This window comes from Priestia sp. TRN 1309, from assembly GCF_050846875.1.
Classification (GTDB): domain Bacteria; phylum Bacillota; class Bacilli; order Bacillales; family Bacillaceae_H; genus Priestia; species Priestia zanthoxyli.
Map to the genome: position 1 here is coordinate 581,731 of NZ_JBOZGM010000002.1, position 15,340 is coordinate 597,070.

Genomic DNA, 15,340 nt, shown 5'->3' on the forward strand with positions numbered 1-15,340 from the left:
TGTGTGAGGAATGAAAAAATGGGCGTTTGTATCAGATTTTGATGGAACGATTTCAAAAAAAGATTTTTACTGGATTGTGATTGAAAAGTATTTTCCAGAAGGTGAAGAGCTTTTCCGCCGGTGGAAAGCAGGAGAAATGAAAGATATTGATTTTTTATCTACTGTTTTTCAATCCATTCACCAAGAAGAACCGAAAATTTTAGAAGAAGTAGCGAATATTCCAATTGATAAATACGTGCCCGCTTTTATTAAAGCTGTTCAGAAAAACGGCGGGGATTTTTATATTTTAAGCGCTGGAACAACGTACTATATTAAACCGCTGTTAGATAAATACGGTGTTGAAAAAGTGGAAGTTTATTCGAATGAAGGATATTTCCATCAAAACAACGTTCACTTGCGTCTAGATCCTGCTCACAGATGGCATTCAGAACGCTACGGCATTGATAAATCTGCTGTTATTCAAGAACTAAAAGAGGCATACGAAACGATTTATTTTGCTGGAGACAGCGAACCGGATTCACATCCCGCAAAACATGCAGATGTTACCTTTGCGAAAGATTCTTTGCAAGATTTACTGCGCGAACAAAACGTTTCATTTGTTCCGGTTGAGACATTTAAAGATATTGAGCAATATTTGATGCAACATAATGTAATAAAAAAGGCATAAAAACAGCGGTATTATTTGATTACTTCAAATAATACCGCTGTTCCTATTCCGCCTCCGCTTCCTAAAGCTGCTATGACATATCGCACGTCACGGCGCTTGCTCTCATAAAAAAGACGCGTAGCTAAAATAGCTCCTGATGCTCCGTAAGGGTGTCCTAGGGTCAATGCTCCTCCGCGAATATTCACTTTTTCTTCTGATATTCCCAGTTCTTGCATGCAAGCGACAACTTTAACAGCAAATGCTTCATTGATTTCAAATAAATCAATATCATCTACCGTAAGAGAATTTCGCTTCAAGATATTTTTAATCGCAGAAACTGGTGCAATAGCAGGGTAAAGAGGTGACACTCCTGAAATATCAGCGTCAATAAAACGCAAAACGGGCTGAAAGCCTAAAGCGCGTGCTTTTTGCTCTTCCATCACAAGCGCAATGCAGGCTCCGTCGTTGATTCCACAGCTGTTGGCTGCGGTGACGGTGCCTTCATTTTTTAAAAAGACGGGGCTGGCTTTTTGCAGCAGCTTTGTTAGGTTTCGTTTTTTCATAAATGCTTCATCGTGCATCACGTTTGGAAGAGGAAGCGTTTCTTCTTCAAACCATTTTTTTTCAAAAGCCTCCCAGCTTCTTTCATGACTTAAAAGAGCATATCTGTCCTGCTGATCTTTAGATATATTGTATCGCTGAGCTACGTTTTCTGCTGCAATTCCCATGTCAGGGTCACCAATTTTATCAGGAGAAAAACGTGCTCGTTTTTCAAAAGGAGAAGTACTTGTACTTTCAACGCCTCCAGCTAAATAGCACGTTCCTGCACCTGCTTTTATCAAATAGCTGGCCATTCGAATCGCCTCTAAGCCAGCTCCGCACTGACGATCAATGGTCATTCCCGGGATAGAAAAAGGGAGGTCCGCTTCTAAAGCGGATAACCTGGCTACATTTCCTCCTGGACCTACAACATTTCCTAAAATAACGTCATCAATTTCATGTTCAATTCCAGCGCTAAGCTGTTTTAATAAAGGAGCTGCTAGCTCTTGAACATGAAAATCTTTCAGTAGACCGTTTTCTTTTCCAATGACCGTACGCTTCGCTTTTACAATTGCTGCTTGATAGATAAGTCATCACTTCCTTACATAGAAGCCGTGTTCGAACGGCCAGGTACCGCTACTGCTTTTCGAACTTTTGTAATTAAATAAGCCGCGACCGCTGCTTTTATACAGTCACCTGGAAGGTAAACAAAGCTTAGCTGAAGGGACTTCAGAAACGGAATGTGAAGCTGCATTGCCTGCACAGGAATACCACAGGCATAGACTAACACAATCCCAAATAACACATTGACAGCAAAAACTTTTGCAACCGTTACATTTTTTAACTTTGTTAACGTCCAGCCAATAAAGAAAGCGGCAAACACATAGCCAATGATATATCCAGCACTCGGACTCAAAAATACCCCAATTCCTCCGCGTCCTCCAGCAAGTAAAGGAACGCCAGCTGCTAGTAAACATAAAAAAAGAAATTGACTTAAAGATCCTAATCTAGCGCCAAGAATTCCTCCCGACAGCATAACACCCATAGGCTGAAGAGTAATTGGAACAGGTGTAAAAGATAAAAAAATAGGAGGGACGAGTCCTAGAGCTCCCATTATAGCCGTGAATAAAGCAACGTACGTCATATCTTTTGTTTTCATCGTAAACCTCCGCTATGTAGGATAAAACATGACTATCGTATCTTATTAAACTTAAATTAGTCAACTTAATTTTTATTAAAGTTTACATTTTTCTTTTCTCAAACCCGTATTTACGGTACACTAAAAGTAAAATAAAAAGGAGCTTACGGAGTAATGAAACGAATTGAAGAACTAGTTTTTAATCAGTGTCAAAAAACGCCGGACAGACTCGCACTATCGGATTCTGTTAATAAGCTAAGCTACGGTCAAATGTGGGATCGTGTATGTAAAGCCGAAAAACAGCTGAAAGAAAAAGTGATGGAAAAAGGAGAGCTCGTTGCTTTAAGCATGCCAAACAATGCAGAAGCTGTTGTGTCATTTTTAGCGATTTTAAAAGCTGGTGGAATTGTGATGCTTTTGCATAATGAGCTAACAGAGGCTGAAGTGGATACCTATTTTTCTATTCAGTCCCCGAATTGGCTATGGAAAACATCTTCTTTAACTAACATAACAAAAGAAAAACCAATCCTGCCTATACGGCAAGCAAATGAACTGTCCGATCTATTTTTATTTGGATTTACCTCTGGATCAACAGGGAGACCGAAAGGATTTGTAAAATCGCATCATTCTTGGTCTTCATCATTTCAAGAATGGTCGGACGTATTTTCTTTACAGAAACATGAAAAAGTACTTATCCCCTTACATATTTCGTATTCCGCGCAGCTTTATCCGGTTTTGCATGCGCTTTGCAGCGGCATGCATGCTATCATGCTAGAAGCGTTTACACCTTCTGCTGTTTTTAACAAGGAAGCTAGCTGTATGTCTATTACACCCGCGTTAATTTCTCCTTTGCTTCGGTACATACAAAGCAGACCGAAAGAAAAACGACTTTTGCCACAGACTGTGATTTCAGTAGGCAATAAATTATCGCCTTCCGTTCGAAAGAAATTTTCACAAGCATTTCCTGATGCCTCTTTGTATGAATATTACGGATCTTCTGAAATGGGATTTGTTACGGTACTTTCACCAGATACCGCTGAAACGCTGCCTCATACAGTAGGCTATCCTGTTGACAGTGTAGACGTTTTAATCCTGAACGAACGTGGAAAAGAAGTAGAAAAAGGAGACAAAGGAATACTGTTTGTGAAAACAACTCAAGCATTCGAAGGGTTTGTTAAAGATAGCGAAGAAACGAACCGCTCATTTTTTAATGGATATGTTACGTCGCATGATATTGCAGTTCAGCTTCAAGACGGGAGCATTACCATCGTAGGAAGAGATAAAAATGTGATTAAAAGCAGCGGAAGCTTAGTATATGCTGAAGAAATTGAAGAGCTGCTATTACAAATACCGGGCGTTAGCGAAGCAGCTGTCTTTAGCATAGTAGATGCTGAACGTTCAGAAGTTGTAGGTGCAGCAATTGTCTTAGAGAACATTTCTCTTTCGGATGTAAGACAAGCGCTGACAAAACGAGTATCCTCTTATAAAATCCCGCGCGTATGGAGAGTTTTAACGTCCTTTCCGCGAATGAAAAATGGTAAAATTGACAAAGCAACGATATACAGCTACTTTACAGAGAAAGAAGGGAAGACATATGATTTCATTTGAACCCGTTACAGCTGACACGATGTATATTGTGTCAGAGATTATCAATTCAAACGAAGCTTATAACGTGTTAGAAAACGGCAAGAAAGAGCGGAGGGAAGAAGAGCTTTTTAAAGAATACATGAACGAAAAAACAGACAGTTATTTTATAAAAGCCGACGATACATACGTAGGGGTTATTGATTACATGAAACAAAATCCTAACGATGATCATCCGTGGATTGGAGCTTTTATTATTCATAGCGCCTATCACAATTTCAGTTTCGGAACGCAAGCGTATCTAGCGTTTGAAGACAAGCTAAAAGAAGAGGGAATTTCCATTCTACGTCTTGGGGTTCTGTCTCAAAATCCTAGAGCCAAGCTGTTTTGGGAACGCCTTGGTTTTACCCAGTACGCCACTAAGCCGCTGCATCATAATCAAGTTAACTGCTTGGAAAAAGAACTGTAAGAAAATCCGTGGATTATATCCGCGGATTTTTTATTGTACATTAAATGATCAAAAGAAAGAAAATATAGGAACCTCTTTATTATTATCAGAGCCTTATGCTCCTGTTGAAGACAGCGTAATCCTTCTATTCGACGTGACTTGAAGGATCTTGCAATTGTACTCAATTTTAGCAGAAGAAAAGAAGCTGGTTTTAATATAAAATTAACTATTTAAACTGTTTAGCAGATGTATAAAAAACTGCTTTTTTATGCATTCTTTCTTCATCTATTTCTCTGATAAAGCCTTTCATATCAAGGATGTATAAAACGCTGCCTACCATATATATTTTTCTGCCTAAGAACCCTTACTCCCAAAAGGGTTCTTTTTTGTGGTATGTTCCAGAAAGAGACATTATGTTAACTAATAATGTATAGATTATACATCTTGAAAACAGAAAAAACTATCTGTTGTCCGGTTAGAAAGGTGGCTAGATAGTTTTTTTCTGTAACGCAATCATATTTTTTTGATGATTCAATTCATCTTGAGTAGTTTGCTCATAATATTATGTTTTATTTATTTGTATATAGAGAAAAAATTAATATCATGAAACAGATTTTTCTGTTTTTGAAGGGTTCTCATACCATTTTTGAAATCCGTAAATAGCTAATGAGGTGGAAAGCATTAGACTTAAAATAGATATTCTTGAAATATGAATCTTTCCAATTCCAATTTTCTCTGCAAAAGGTAGGAATACATATGTAAAAAACGAATCGATAAGAGCATTCGTAAGTAGATACGGAAGGAATCCAATTTTATAGACTAATTTAAATATCCAGATTGTACCTATAAAAAAAGGACCAAATACATAGAACATGTTAATTGATTTAAGACCTGGTATAACAGGTTTTTTTAACTTCCACCAGCCTAAATCAGTAGCAACAACAAATATTAGAGAAACAATAAGAGAAGTAAAAATAGATACAGGGGTATATTTTTTTACTTGTTCTTTAGGAATAAATATTAGACTTATCCAAGATATGATCAAAGTAAGAAATGCAAAGAGTTTTGGATTCAAGATATAGTCAACTCCTTATAATTATAAGGTTAGTATGAGATTTAAATGATCTTGTTATTCAAGTGGAAAAAACTTGTGTTTAAACAATTCAGTCTCTTTTTGCTTCTTATAAGGGGTTTTATGTTAACAGTTATAAAATCAAAAAGGGGATACCGTTAGTTCTTAAAGGAAAAGAACTAGCGGCACCCCTTTCTTAAGACCAGCATGTAACGTTTACTTTCAGATTCTTTATAAAAGTTATCTTTTCATAAGTATTTCTTAAGAATTGTTAAGGTTTTTTCTCGTATCGTATTAAGATTTTAGCATTAAACTACTGTTTATAACCTATCACCTGAAGAAACGAGGAGAAATACATGAATGCCATGCATTTCATTCAAGAATATATGAGACACCCGCGTGCAGTTGGAGCTATTATGCCTAGCTCTAAATCATTAGCTAAGAAAATGATGAAGCCTATACCATTTGAGGAAATAACGTGTATCATTGAATATGGTCCAGGAACAGGCGTATTTACAGAAGAAATTGTTCAAAATAAACGGAAAGACACCATTTTCTTAGCGATAGAAGCCAATGAAACATTCTATAATATATTAAAGAAGAAATATGGACATATCGAGAATGTGTACATTATTCATGACTTTGCTGAAAATATAAGTGCCTATTTAAAACAATATGGCATTGAAAAAGTAGACTATATCGTATCTGGATTGCCTTTTACAAGCTTACCAGGAACTATTTCTACACAGATCTTACATGAGACAGGATCTTTGCTGGGACCAGAAGGCAAATTCATTACATTCCAATATTCGAAAGTAAAACGCTCTTTCTTTGAATCCTTTTTTACTACGATTCAGTATGAAAAAGTGTATAGAAATGTTCCACCAGCTTATGTATTCGTATGTAATAACTAATCCTACTCATGTTCTCTAGTTTATATTGAATTTAAGAATAGAAAGAGTGAAGAAACATGTCAGAAAGAACCATCCTTATTGTCGACGATGAAGACGAAATCAGAAATCTTATGTCCATTTATTTAAAAAATGAAGGATATCAAGTAGTAGATGTACCGAATGCTGCAACAGCTATAGATATGTTAAAAAAACAAAAAATTGACCTGATTATTCTAGATGTGATGATGCCAGGGATGAATGGGATAGATACTTGCTTAAAAATCAGAGAAGAATATACCATGCCCATTATTTTTTTATCAGCTAAATCAGAAGATATGGATAAAATTCACGGTCTGGCCAGTGGAGCAGAAGACTATGTTACAAAGCCCTTTAACCCATTAGAACTGATGGCGCGTGTAAAATCTCAACTTCGTCGATACTATATGGCGCCTGAAAGAGAGGTTTCTTCCCACTTCTTAGAAAAGGGAGACTTAAAAGTGGACGGAAGGACAAATGAAGTGTTTGTAAGAGATCAAGAGGTTCGTTTAACTCCTAAAGAATTTCAAATTCTCTCTTTGTTACTTCAGCATCAAGGACAAGTATTTAGTATTCAACAGATTTATGAAACTGTATGGAAAGAACCTTTTTATAAGTCGGATAATACGATTATGGTCCATATGACAAAAATTAGAGACAAAATAGAAGAGAACCCTAAAAAGCCAATCTATATTCAGACTGTATGGGGCGTAGGCTATAAAGCATGAAAACGAGAAATAATGCAGACAAAATTGGACGACCATCAGTCAATTTGAACACAAAATTATTCCTTATTTTTATTATCTCCTTGATTGTATCTATCCTTAGCTTTTTTCTTTTTATCTTCATAAATCCCCAATTTGGGGATATCCGTAATCAACAAATAGAGCAACAAAAAGAGGAAGAGACGATTAGAAAGCTCCTTGTTCAGCTCACTCATTCAATCGAAGAGAAGCACATGAGCTTAGATGATATAGGTAACATTGCTTCAACACTAAATCCTATAACGGATGCTCATCCTAATTTAGGGTTCTTAGTAGCAAATGCCAAAGGAGACGTTCTTTTTCATTCAAATAACAAAAAAATAAAAAGTACCAATATAAAGTATTTACTCAAACAAAAGCTTGCAGCTGAATCTACGGGTAATCAATCATTTAATGCACATTATTCTTCTTTTATATCGCTCCTTTCCCTTCAAGATGATATCGGATACCTCGTTATTGAAGGACCTTCTTTTGATCCTATTTTCAGTCCGAATAGATATATTTATCAAGTCTATATGGGACTTGGAGGTAGTGTGCTCATCTTTTTTGTCTTGTTTTTATTATGGACAAGGCCTATTACACGGTACATTAAGCAGATTGAAGAGGGAATCAACAGGATTGTGAACAAGGACTGGACGTATTCCATTCCGGTGAAAGGAAAAAATGAACTGTCATTCTTAGCTAAAAACATCAATTGGATGACCGAACAAATGAGGCAACGTTTTGAAAAAGAACGTAAAGTGGAACAAGCCAAAAATGAATTAATTACAAATCTCTCGCATGATTTACGAACTCCATTGACCTCTATTATTGGATATCTAACACTCTTGAAAGATAAACAGTATAAAAATAGTGAAGAGCTGGAGCAATATATTCAAACCACCTACGGTATTTCATTCAAATTGAAAAATTTATTGGATGAACTATTCGAATATACGAAGTTGTCCCTACCTGACGTAGACATGCAATTTCAAGAAGTCGATTTAAGTGGGGTGTTATATCAGCTTGTAGGAGAGTATACTCCCATGTTTGAAAATCGTGGGCTTTCCGTAAAAGTAGAGATTCCTGATGAGGCTGTTTTTATCTCCATAGATATTGAGAAAATGATTCGCGTTTTCGATAATTTACTTTCGAATGCTGAAAAATACAGTCATGAAAGTGGAGATATTGAGATAGTCCTCTATACTAACGAAAAACAAGTCATTGCACGTATTTCTAATACAACTGATCAAATTGCTTCTGAAGAATTAAGCCATCTGTTTGATAAGTTTTATCGAATGGATAAAGCACGCTCTAGCAAAGTCGTAGGGTCGGGAATTGGCCTTTCCATTGCCAAACGAATTGTTGAACTTCATCAAGGCGAAATACGGGCAGAAAGCGAGCAAAACAAGATAACGATGTATGTTGTGGTGCCTTTGCACCAAGATACAAAGGAGAAAGAGACCATTTATGAAGATTTATGAACTAATTAGACTAGCAGTAGAAATTATGTTTACGCCTATTTCTGATGATGTTCTAATGCTAACTTTTTATGAAAAAACACCTTCAAGTGATTACCAGGTAATCACCCGAAGGTGTTTTCTATTATTTTATTAAAACCGTTGTATTCGCCGGAATTACAAGCTGATTTTTGACTTTTGTAGCACCTTTTTCACTAGCAAAAATCAATTTACCTTTCGCGGCTACAGATACTTTTACCGGTTGATTTGAAATATTATGATACACGCTAATCGAGTTGCCTTTATACGTACGGCTATAGGCAACAACTTCTTTACTGTCTACTGAAATAGATTGAAGCGTTCCTTTTACTAACTCTTCATGCTGCTGACGCACGCGAATCATTTCACGGTAATGATTTAACAAAGAGTCCTTTTGTTTGGTTTGTGCTTCTACAGACACGCCGTTGCCGCCTTTGTTATATACAGGTGTTTCCCAGCTAGTTTGTCCAAGTCCGTTTCCTTCGTACCAGCGGAACGGTTCACGGATTAACTCATCAGGCTTTTCACCGGTCATGCCAATTTCTTCACCGTAATAAATATACGGGTTGCCAGGAAGCGTAAGTAAGATAGAAGCAGCTGATTTTGCTTTGTTCACATCGCCGCTCAGTTCACTCATGACGCGGTTTTGATCATGGTTGGTTAAGAAAATGCCGTCAATTTTATTTGGATTGTATGATTTGAACAGCTCATCCGTTGCCGCTGCTGCAGTGGCGATTCCTTGATCATTTCCTGCTTTTACAGAGCTGACAATTTTCCCTGCTAAATCAAAGTTAAATAGGGAATCAAGCGATTGATAGTAAGGAGCTACCACTTCAGGCTGATCCCATACTTCACCCGTTAGATATACGTTAGGATTTTCTTTTTTCATCGCATCTCTAAACTCATTCCACCACAGGATATTTTTCTTAGCGCCTTCAGGCGTTTGACCTTTAAAAATATGAAGCGCAGCATCTAAGCGGAAGCCGTCAACGCCTTGCTTTAGCCAAAACTTTCCGACATTAATCATTTCTTTTCTTACTTCAGGGTTATCGTAATTTAAGTCAGGCATTCCTTCCCAGAACGTTCCATAAAAATACTCTCCGTTTGGAGCTTTATGCCATACTTGCTGCCCCCAAGATCCTTTTTCATTCAAGTCGGTATCTTTATCAGCCCAAATATAGTAATCTCTGTACTTGCTGTTTTTATCTTTTAACGCAGCTTGAAACCAAGGGTGTTCGCTGCTCGTATGATTCACAACGAGGTCCATAATAACTTTTACATCTCGTTTATCTGCTTCTTTCATCAGTTTGCGAAAATCTTGCAGATTTCCGTACTGAGGATCAATGTTATAATAGTCCGTTACATCATATTTATGATAGCTAGGAGAAGGGTTGACCGGCATCATCCAAATCCCGTTTACTTGAAGATCATTCTTTGTATGAGAATTGCCATCATTTAAATAGTCCAGCTTTTGTGTAAGACCTTTTAAATCACCATGTCCATCTTTATTTGCATCGTAAAAAGAGTTTACATACACCTCATAAAATACACCGTTTTTATCTGCAGCTGGAGATTTACCTTTATGTACGGTTTCGGCGTGAACGCCTGTTGATAAGCTAGCAGCCAGCGGCAGTGTTAGAGCTAAAGCTGTCCATTTTTTCCCTTTCATCGTTTCATCCCCTTTTTTGCAATCGTTTGCATAAATTGACTACAATTGAAATATAGCACCTCTTTGAAAACGATTACAACGAAAATTTTATTTTGATTATTTTGAACTAGTAATTATTCTGACAACCTAGTTATTTACTGTGTCCAATGGCATTAAGAAGCTGCATTATATTAAGGCTATAGATAGAAAACATCAATAAAATAAGGGAGTATTATCCAAATGAAAATAATGACTATGTCAAATATTCTGACAATGTTGTTGTTCAATTCATCATCTCGTGCTAAAATCCAAATATAACTGAAAAACGGTACTACAGTTCCGAAAAACGGAACTTGAAGTATTGATGCAGATAATTCAGCTTGGATTTTATTTACTATCTGCAAATGATTACGCTTACAATGAAGTTTTTAAGGGGGAAGAACGCATTGAGTAGAGTGGATTTAAACTGTGATTTAGGGGAAAGCTTTGGTGCTTATCGCATTGGCAATGATGAAGCCATTTTAGAACACGTGACGTCTGTAAACGTAGCCTGTGGATTTCATGCAGGGGATCCAAGCGTCATGAGAAAAACGGTAAAATTGGCCGCTGAAAAAAAAGTGCAAATTGGTGCTCATCCTGGTCTACAGGACCTTATCGGTTTCGGACGCAGAAACATCAATATTTCACCTCAGGAAGCCTACGATATCGTAGTCTATCAAATTGGTGCATTAAACGGTTTTTTGCAAGCAGAAGGGTTATCAATGCAGCATGTAAAACCTCACGGTGCACTATATAACATGGCTGCTAAAAATAAAGCGTTGTCTGAAGCAATAGCAAAAGCTGTTTACAACGTAAATCCTGAGCTGATTTTGTTTGGATTATCTGGAAGTGAGCTGATTCAAGCAGGTAACAGAATTGGTTTGAAAACGGCCAACGAAGTATTTGCAGACCGTACCTATCAGTTAGACGGTTATCTTACGCCTCGTACAGAACCAAATGCTTTAATTGAAAATGACGACGAAGCTGTTTCTCAAGTTATTACAATGGTGAAAGAAGGGAAAGTCAAATCTCAGCAAGGCAAGGATGTAGAATTGCAGGCAGACACGATTTGTATTCACGGAGACGGGGCTCACGCACTTGAATTTGCTCGTCATGTCAACCGTTCTTTACAAGCATCAGAAGTGGTAGTTAAGGCTATTTCACAATAAAAACTACATACAATCAGGAGGAAGATGATATTGGAGCCAATAAAAAAATCAACACCTCAGCAAAAGCTTTCGGCTGCACCTAAAGTAAACTGGACGTTAATGCTTGGAGCCGCTTTTTTAATGGCCACATCGGCTATTGGACCAGGCTTTTTAACTCAAACTACCGTATTTACACAAAATTTAGCCGCAAGCTTTGGATTCGTTATTTTAATTTCAATTATTCTTGATATCTTTGCTCAAACCAACGTATGGAGGATTATTGCCGTTTCTGAAAAACGCGGACAAGAAATCGCCAATATGGTATTTCCCGGACTAGGATACGTGCTCGCTATTTTAATTGTAATTGGAGGACTTGCATTTAATATTGGAAATATTGCCGGTGCCGGTCTTGGATTAAATGCGATTACCGGTATTTCTCCAACAGCCGGAGCTGCAATTAGTGCAGTTATTGCCGTGCTAATCTTCGTTGTAAAAGAAGCTGGAAAAGCAATGGATCGCTTCACGCAAATTGCAGGTTTTGTCATGATTGGGCTAATGCTATATGTAGCAGCTACTACTTCACCTCCCGTTGGAGAAGCTGTAGTGAAATCTTTTAAACCTGATCAAATCGACATCATTGCGATCGTTACGCTTGTTGGAGGTACTGTTGGTGGTTATATTACCTTTGCAGGCGGACATCGTCTTTTAGATGCCGGGGTAAAAGGCATCGATTCTTTACCTCAAGTAACTAAAAGTTCTGTAACAGGAATTCTTATCACTTCCGTTATGCGAATCGCTTTGTTTTTAGCTGTACTTGGCGTTGTATCTAAAGGGTTACAAATTGACCCGGCCAATCCTCCAGCATCCGTGTTTCAGCTCGCAGCAGGAAACGTCGGTTATAAAATCTTTGGTATTGTCATGTGGTCTGCTGCTATTACGTCTGTAGTGGGAGCTGCTTATACATCCGTTTCGTTTATTCAAACGTTTAGTGAAAAACTTAATAAAAACTCAAACTGGATTATTATTGGATTTATTATTATTTCAACTCTGTCGTTTGTCTTAATTGGAAAACCTGTAAAAGTTCTTCTGTTAGTTGGAGCAATTAATGGATTAATTCTGCCGATCGCCCTTGGAACATTACTAGTTGCTGCATATAAAAAAAGCATCGTTGGTGAGTATAAGCATCCTTTATGGCTTACCATTTCTGGTGTACTTGTCGTTATTGTAATGGCTTTAATGGGCGGTTATACGTTAATGGATCAGCTTCCTCAATTATTTAAATAAAACAATGTGCCCGCACGCAAGTTGCGTGCGGGTAATGATGGGAGATAGAAACATGTCAAACCTTTCACAACTAACTCCAGCTGAACTTCGTCAGCAAATCCGTAACAACCAGCTTATTCACCCAACGGCAGGCATGGCAAACGGCTATGCTCAAGCTAATTTAGCTATTTTACCAAAGAAACAAGCCTTTGACTTTCTATTGTTCTGTCAGCGTAATCCTAAATCTTGTCCTCTTTTAGATGTAACGGACGTTGGATCTCCTGTTCCAAAGTTTGCGGCTCCGTCCGGAGATATTCGTACAGACATTCCGAAGTATCGAATCTATGAAAATGGGGAACTGGTAAAAGAAGTAACCGATATCAAAGGCTATTGGACAGAAGATATGGTAGCTTTTCTCATCGGCTGCAGTTTTACATTCGAACACGCACTTTTAAACAACGGCATACCTGTTCGTCACATTGAAGAAAACTGTAATGTTCCTATGTATAAAACAAATATTTCATGCGCTGAAGCGGGAATATTCCACGGCTCGACGGTCGTTAGTATGCGCCCAATTCCTCAGCAAGACGTAGTGCGGGCAGCGCAAGTAACTTCACGTTTTCCAGCTGTGCACGGAGGACCTGTTCACATTGGAAACCCCGCTGCAATAGGCATTGAAGACCTTCACTCTCCGGATTTTGGCGATGCTGTTTCCGTCAAAGAAGGCGAAGTTCCCGTGTTCTGGGCTTGTGGTGTAACTCCTCAAGCTGTAGCAATGGAAACAAAACCTTCTATTATGATTACACATGCTCCTGGACATATGTTTATTACAGATATTCGAGATGAAAAACTAGGTGTTTTATAAAAGAAAGAGGTGTAGATATGAATCAAACCGTAACAAAAGCGTCAGCTGTTATTTCTCCGCTTGGCGACTCAGCGCTTGTTATAACGTTTGGAGATAGTATTCAGTACGATATTCATAAACAAATCAAAACGTGTAAAGATTCAATAGAATTAAATCCTTTCCCTGGGTTTATTGAATGCGTGCCGGCATTTACGAACCTTACGATCTTTTATAACCCTCTTGAAGTGGTAGCAGCCGTGAAAAAGAAGGAGAAAAAAGAATTTGTGTCTCCTTTTGAAGTAGTGTCTTCTATCCTTCAAAGTAAATTAGAGAACGAACAGACAGAAAAAGAGTTAGACCATCGTACGGTTTCCATTCCAGTTTGCTACGGAGGAGAGTATGGACCTGATCTTGAATATGTCGCTCGTCACCATAACTTAACACCTGAAGAGGTAATAAGTATTCATTCTGAAGGCGAATACTTAGCGTACATGATTGGATTTGCTCCTGGATTTCCGTTTCTCGGAGGACTATCTGAAAAAATTGCTACGCCTCGCCGCTCGTCTCCTCGCACCTCTATTCCTGCAGGTTCGGTTGGTATTGCAGGAATGCAAACAGGAGTGTATCCTATTTCCACTCCCGGAGGATGGCAGCTAATTGGTCAAACGCCGATTAAACTGTTTTTGCCGGAGCAAAATCCTCCAAGTTTGCTGCAGGCTGGAGATATTGTAAAATTTGAGCCTATCTCTAAAGAAGAGTATCAAGAACTACAGGCAAAGGAGGGGGAAAAATGAGTATAAGAGTTAGTAAAGCCGGGTTATTAACAAGCATTCAAGATTTGGGAAGAAAAGGATTTCAGCAGCACGGTGTAATTGTAAGCGGTGCAATGGATTCTTATTCTCTTCGAATTGCTAATTTACTAGTTGGTAACGATGAAAAAGAAGCGGGACTTGAAGTTACGCTAATGGGGCCTACCCTTGAAATAGAAAGTGATTGTTTAGTAGCGATCACAGGTGGAGATTTAACTCCTTCGGTCAACGGAAAGCCAGTCCCGATGTGGAAACCTTTATTTATTCCAAAAGGAGGCACTTTATCATTTGGGCCTTGTAGAACTGGTTGTCGTTCCTATCTATCTGTAGCTGGAGGATTTTCTATTAATGAAGTGTTAAATAGTAAAAGCACGTATTTGAGGGGGGAAATTGGTGGCTATAAAGGAAGAGCATTACAAACAGACGACGTTTTACCTCTATCTGTTCCTGCTGCTTCAAAGCCTGCTTTTCTTTCCAATGAACTGATAAACGGAGTATATACTTCTTCATGGTCCGTAAATTATAAAGAATTTGTCCATTTTACAAAGAAACCAAGTGTCCGTGTTATGAATGGGGGTCAATTTGATTTATTTACAGCTGAAAGCCAAAGTCATTTTACTCAAGAACCCTTTAAAGTATCAAATCAATCAGATCGAATGGGCTATCGAATGGATGGACCTTCTCTTCAGCTTCAAGAAAAAAAAGAGCTATTGTCTGAAGCCGTCTCACAAGGTTCTGTTCAAGTCCCGCCAGATGGAAATCCCATTATCCTGTTAGCAGACCGTCAAACTACAGGAGGATATCCTAAAATCGCTCAAGTCATCACAGCGGATTTACCGCTTTTAGCTCAAGTAAAGCCCGGAGAATCCATCTATTTTTCTCACATTTCGCTTCATGAAGCAGAAAAAATCTATTTAGAAAAAGAACAGATGCTTCAAGAATTGAAGATTGCTATTAACCTTGCTTCAACTAAATAACACAAAACGGGAG

At 38.1% G+C, this 15,340-nt stretch carries 15 protein-coding genes; 11 read left to right on the top strand and 4 right to left on the bottom strand.

Features of this window, described 5'->3' with window-relative positions; all coding sequences use genetic code 11:
• Positions 1 to 10 precede the first annotated feature (10 nt).
• Positions 11 to 667: an MtnX-like HAD-IB family phosphatase gene (locus tag ACRPLQ_RS10285; protein WP_176344008.1), complete on the top strand. Its 657-nt coding sequence runs from the start codon at positions 11 to 13 to the stop codon at positions 665 to 667.
• Positions 668 to 678: 11 nt separating this feature from the next.
• On the opposite strand, the gene ACRPLQ_RS10290 is transcribed toward ACRPLQ_RS10285, so the two are convergent.
• Positions 679 to 1,773, bottom strand: a complete 1,095-nt coding sequence (locus tag ACRPLQ_RS10290) for an acetyl-CoA C-acyltransferase (RefSeq protein ID WP_325076932.1) — start codon at positions 1,771 to 1,773, stop codon at positions 679 to 681.
• A 14-nt stretch (positions 1,774 to 1,787) separates the two neighbouring features.
• Positions 1,788 to 2,345: a biotin transporter BioY gene (locus ACRPLQ_RS10295; RefSeq protein WP_367077192.1), complete on the bottom strand. Its 558-nt coding sequence runs from the start codon at positions 2,343 to 2,345 to the stop codon at positions 1,788 to 1,790.
• A 153-nt stretch (positions 2,346 to 2,498) separates the two neighbouring features.
• Between ACRPLQ_RS10295 and ACRPLQ_RS10300 the strand changes: the two genes are divergently transcribed.
• Both ACRPLQ_RS10300 and ACRPLQ_RS10305 read left to right on the top strand, forming a co-directional pair.
• Complete coding sequence (locus ACRPLQ_RS10300) at positions 2,499 to 3,932, top strand: class I adenylate-forming enzyme family protein (RefSeq protein ID WP_432235948.1); 1,434 nt, start codon at positions 2,499 to 2,501, stop codon at positions 3,930 to 3,932.
• On the top strand, positions 3,919 to 4,377 hold the full coding sequence (locus tag ACRPLQ_RS10305) for a GNAT family N-acetyltransferase (protein ID WP_432235949.1): 459 nt from the start codon (positions 3,919 to 3,921) through the stop codon (positions 4,375 to 4,377). Before ACRPLQ_RS10300 ends, ACRPLQ_RS10305 begins: the two co-directional genes overlap by 14 nt.
• A 580-nt stretch (positions 4,378 to 4,957) precedes the next feature.
• On the opposite strand, the gene ACRPLQ_RS10310 is transcribed toward ACRPLQ_RS10305, so the two are convergent.
• Complete coding sequence (locus ACRPLQ_RS10310; RefSeq protein ID WP_325076907.1) at positions 4,958 to 5,431, bottom strand: hypothetical protein; 474 nt, start codon at positions 5,429 to 5,431, stop codon at positions 4,958 to 4,960.
• Positions 5,432 to 5,784: 353 nt separating this feature from the next.
• Between ACRPLQ_RS10310 and ACRPLQ_RS10315 the strand changes: the two genes are divergently transcribed.
• From ACRPLQ_RS10315 to ACRPLQ_RS10325, 3 genes are read left to right on the top strand one after another with little or no spacing between them, the layout of a single operon-like run.
• On the top strand, positions 5,785 to 6,342 hold the full coding sequence (locus tag ACRPLQ_RS10315) for a class I SAM-dependent methyltransferase (RefSeq protein WP_432231467.1): 558 nt from the start codon (positions 5,785 to 5,787) through the stop codon (positions 6,340 to 6,342).
• A 56-nt stretch (positions 6,343 to 6,398) separates the two neighbouring features.
• Positions 6,399 to 7,085: a response regulator transcription factor gene (locus ACRPLQ_RS10320; protein WP_432231468.1), complete on the top strand. Its 687-nt coding sequence runs from the start codon at positions 6,399 to 6,401 to the stop codon at positions 7,083 to 7,085.
• Entirely contained in the window at positions 7,082 to 8,584 is a 1,503-nt protein-coding gene (locus tag ACRPLQ_RS10325; protein ID WP_432235950.1) for a sensor histidine kinase, read from the top strand. Before ACRPLQ_RS10320 ends, ACRPLQ_RS10325 begins: the two co-directional genes overlap by 4 nt.
• 121 nt (positions 8,585 to 8,705) lie before the next feature.
• Here the strand turns inward: ACRPLQ_RS10325 and ACRPLQ_RS10330 are convergent, their stop codons facing one another.
• A complete protein-coding gene (locus ACRPLQ_RS10330; protein ID WP_165636097.1) occupies positions 8,706 to 10,268 on the bottom strand; it encodes an alpha-amylase family glycosyl hydrolase in 1,563 nt (520 codons plus the stop codon).
• 425 nt (positions 10,269 to 10,693) lie between these two features.
• On the opposite strand from ACRPLQ_RS10330, the gene pxpA reads away from it, so the two are divergent.
• From pxpA to ACRPLQ_RS10355, 5 genes are read left to right on the top strand one after another with little or no spacing between them, the layout of a single operon-like run.
• Complete coding sequence (gene pxpA / locus ACRPLQ_RS10335; protein ID WP_165636096.1) at positions 10,694 to 11,455, top strand: 5-oxoprolinase subunit PxpA; 762 nt, start codon at positions 10,694 to 10,696, stop codon at positions 11,453 to 11,455.
• 24 nt (positions 11,456 to 11,479) lie between these two features.
• Positions 11,480 to 12,718: an NRAMP family divalent metal transporter gene (locus ACRPLQ_RS10340; protein WP_033579076.1), complete on the top strand. Its 1,239-nt coding sequence runs from the start codon at positions 11,480 to 11,482 to the stop codon at positions 12,716 to 12,718.
• 52 nt (positions 12,719 to 12,770) lie between these two features.
• Positions 12,771 to 13,562: a putative hydro-lyase gene (locus ACRPLQ_RS10345; RefSeq protein ID WP_432235951.1), complete on the top strand. Its 792-nt coding sequence runs from the start codon at positions 12,771 to 12,773 to the stop codon at positions 13,560 to 13,562.
• 17 nt (positions 13,563 to 13,579) lie between these two features.
• Complete coding sequence (gene pxpB / locus ACRPLQ_RS10350; RefSeq protein ID WP_034266379.1) at positions 13,580 to 14,335, top strand: 5-oxoprolinase subunit PxpB; 756 nt, start codon at positions 13,580 to 13,582, stop codon at positions 14,333 to 14,335.
• Complete coding sequence (locus ACRPLQ_RS10355) at positions 14,332 to 15,327, top strand: biotin-dependent carboxyltransferase family protein (RefSeq protein WP_034266376.1); 996 nt, start codon at positions 14,332 to 14,334, stop codon at positions 15,325 to 15,327. The genes pxpB and ACRPLQ_RS10355 overlap by 4 nt, the downstream gene beginning before the upstream one ends.
• Positions 15,328 to 15,340 lie beyond the last annotated feature (13 nt).

What these genes read in the sequence shown, in the direction of transcription:
- ACRPLQ_RS10330 (WP_165636097.1), bottom strand. Translation starts at nt 10,268, where the DNA reads ATGAAAGGGAAAAAATGGACAGCTTTAGCTCTAACACTGCCGCTGGCT.
- ACRPLQ_RS10325 (WP_432235950.1), top strand. Translation starts at nt 7,082, where the DNA reads ATGAAAACGAGAAATAATGCAGACAAAATTGGACGACCATCAGTCAAT.
- ACRPLQ_RS10305 (WP_432235949.1), top strand. Translation starts at nt 3,919, where the DNA reads ATGATTTCATTTGAACCCGTTACAGCTGACACGATGTATATTGTGTCA.
- ACRPLQ_RS10355 (WP_034266376.1), top strand. Translation starts at nt 14,332, where the DNA reads ATGAGTATAAGAGTTAGTAAAGCCGGGTTATTAACAAGCATTCAAGAT.
- ACRPLQ_RS10320 (WP_432231468.1), top strand. Translation starts at nt 6,399, where the DNA reads ATGTCAGAAAGAACCATCCTTATTGTCGACGATGAAGACGAAATCAGA.
- ACRPLQ_RS10340 (WP_033579076.1), top strand. Translation starts at nt 11,480, where the DNA reads ATGATATTGGAGCCAATAAAAAAATCAACACCTCAGCAAAAGCTTTCG.
- pxpB (WP_034266379.1), top strand. Translation starts at nt 13,580, where the DNA reads ATGAATCAAACCGTAACAAAAGCGTCAGCTGTTATTTCTCCGCTTGGC.
- ACRPLQ_RS10345 (WP_432235951.1), top strand. Translation starts at nt 12,771, where the DNA reads ATGTCAAACCTTTCACAACTAACTCCAGCTGAACTTCGTCAGCAAATC.
- ACRPLQ_RS10315 (WP_432231467.1), top strand. Translation starts at nt 5,785, where the DNA reads ATGAATGCCATGCATTTCATTCAAGAATATATGAGACACCCGCGTGCA.
- ACRPLQ_RS10300 (WP_432235948.1), top strand. Translation starts at nt 2,499, where the DNA reads ATGAAACGAATTGAAGAACTAGTTTTTAATCAGTGTCAAAAAACGCCG.
- ACRPLQ_RS10285 (WP_176344008.1), top strand. Translation starts at nt 11, where the DNA reads ATGAAAAAATGGGCGTTTGTATCAGATTTTGATGGAACGATTTCAAAA.
- ACRPLQ_RS10295 (WP_367077192.1), bottom strand. Translation starts at nt 2,345, where the DNA reads ATGAAAACAAAAGATATGACGTACGTTGCTTTATTCACGGCTATAATG.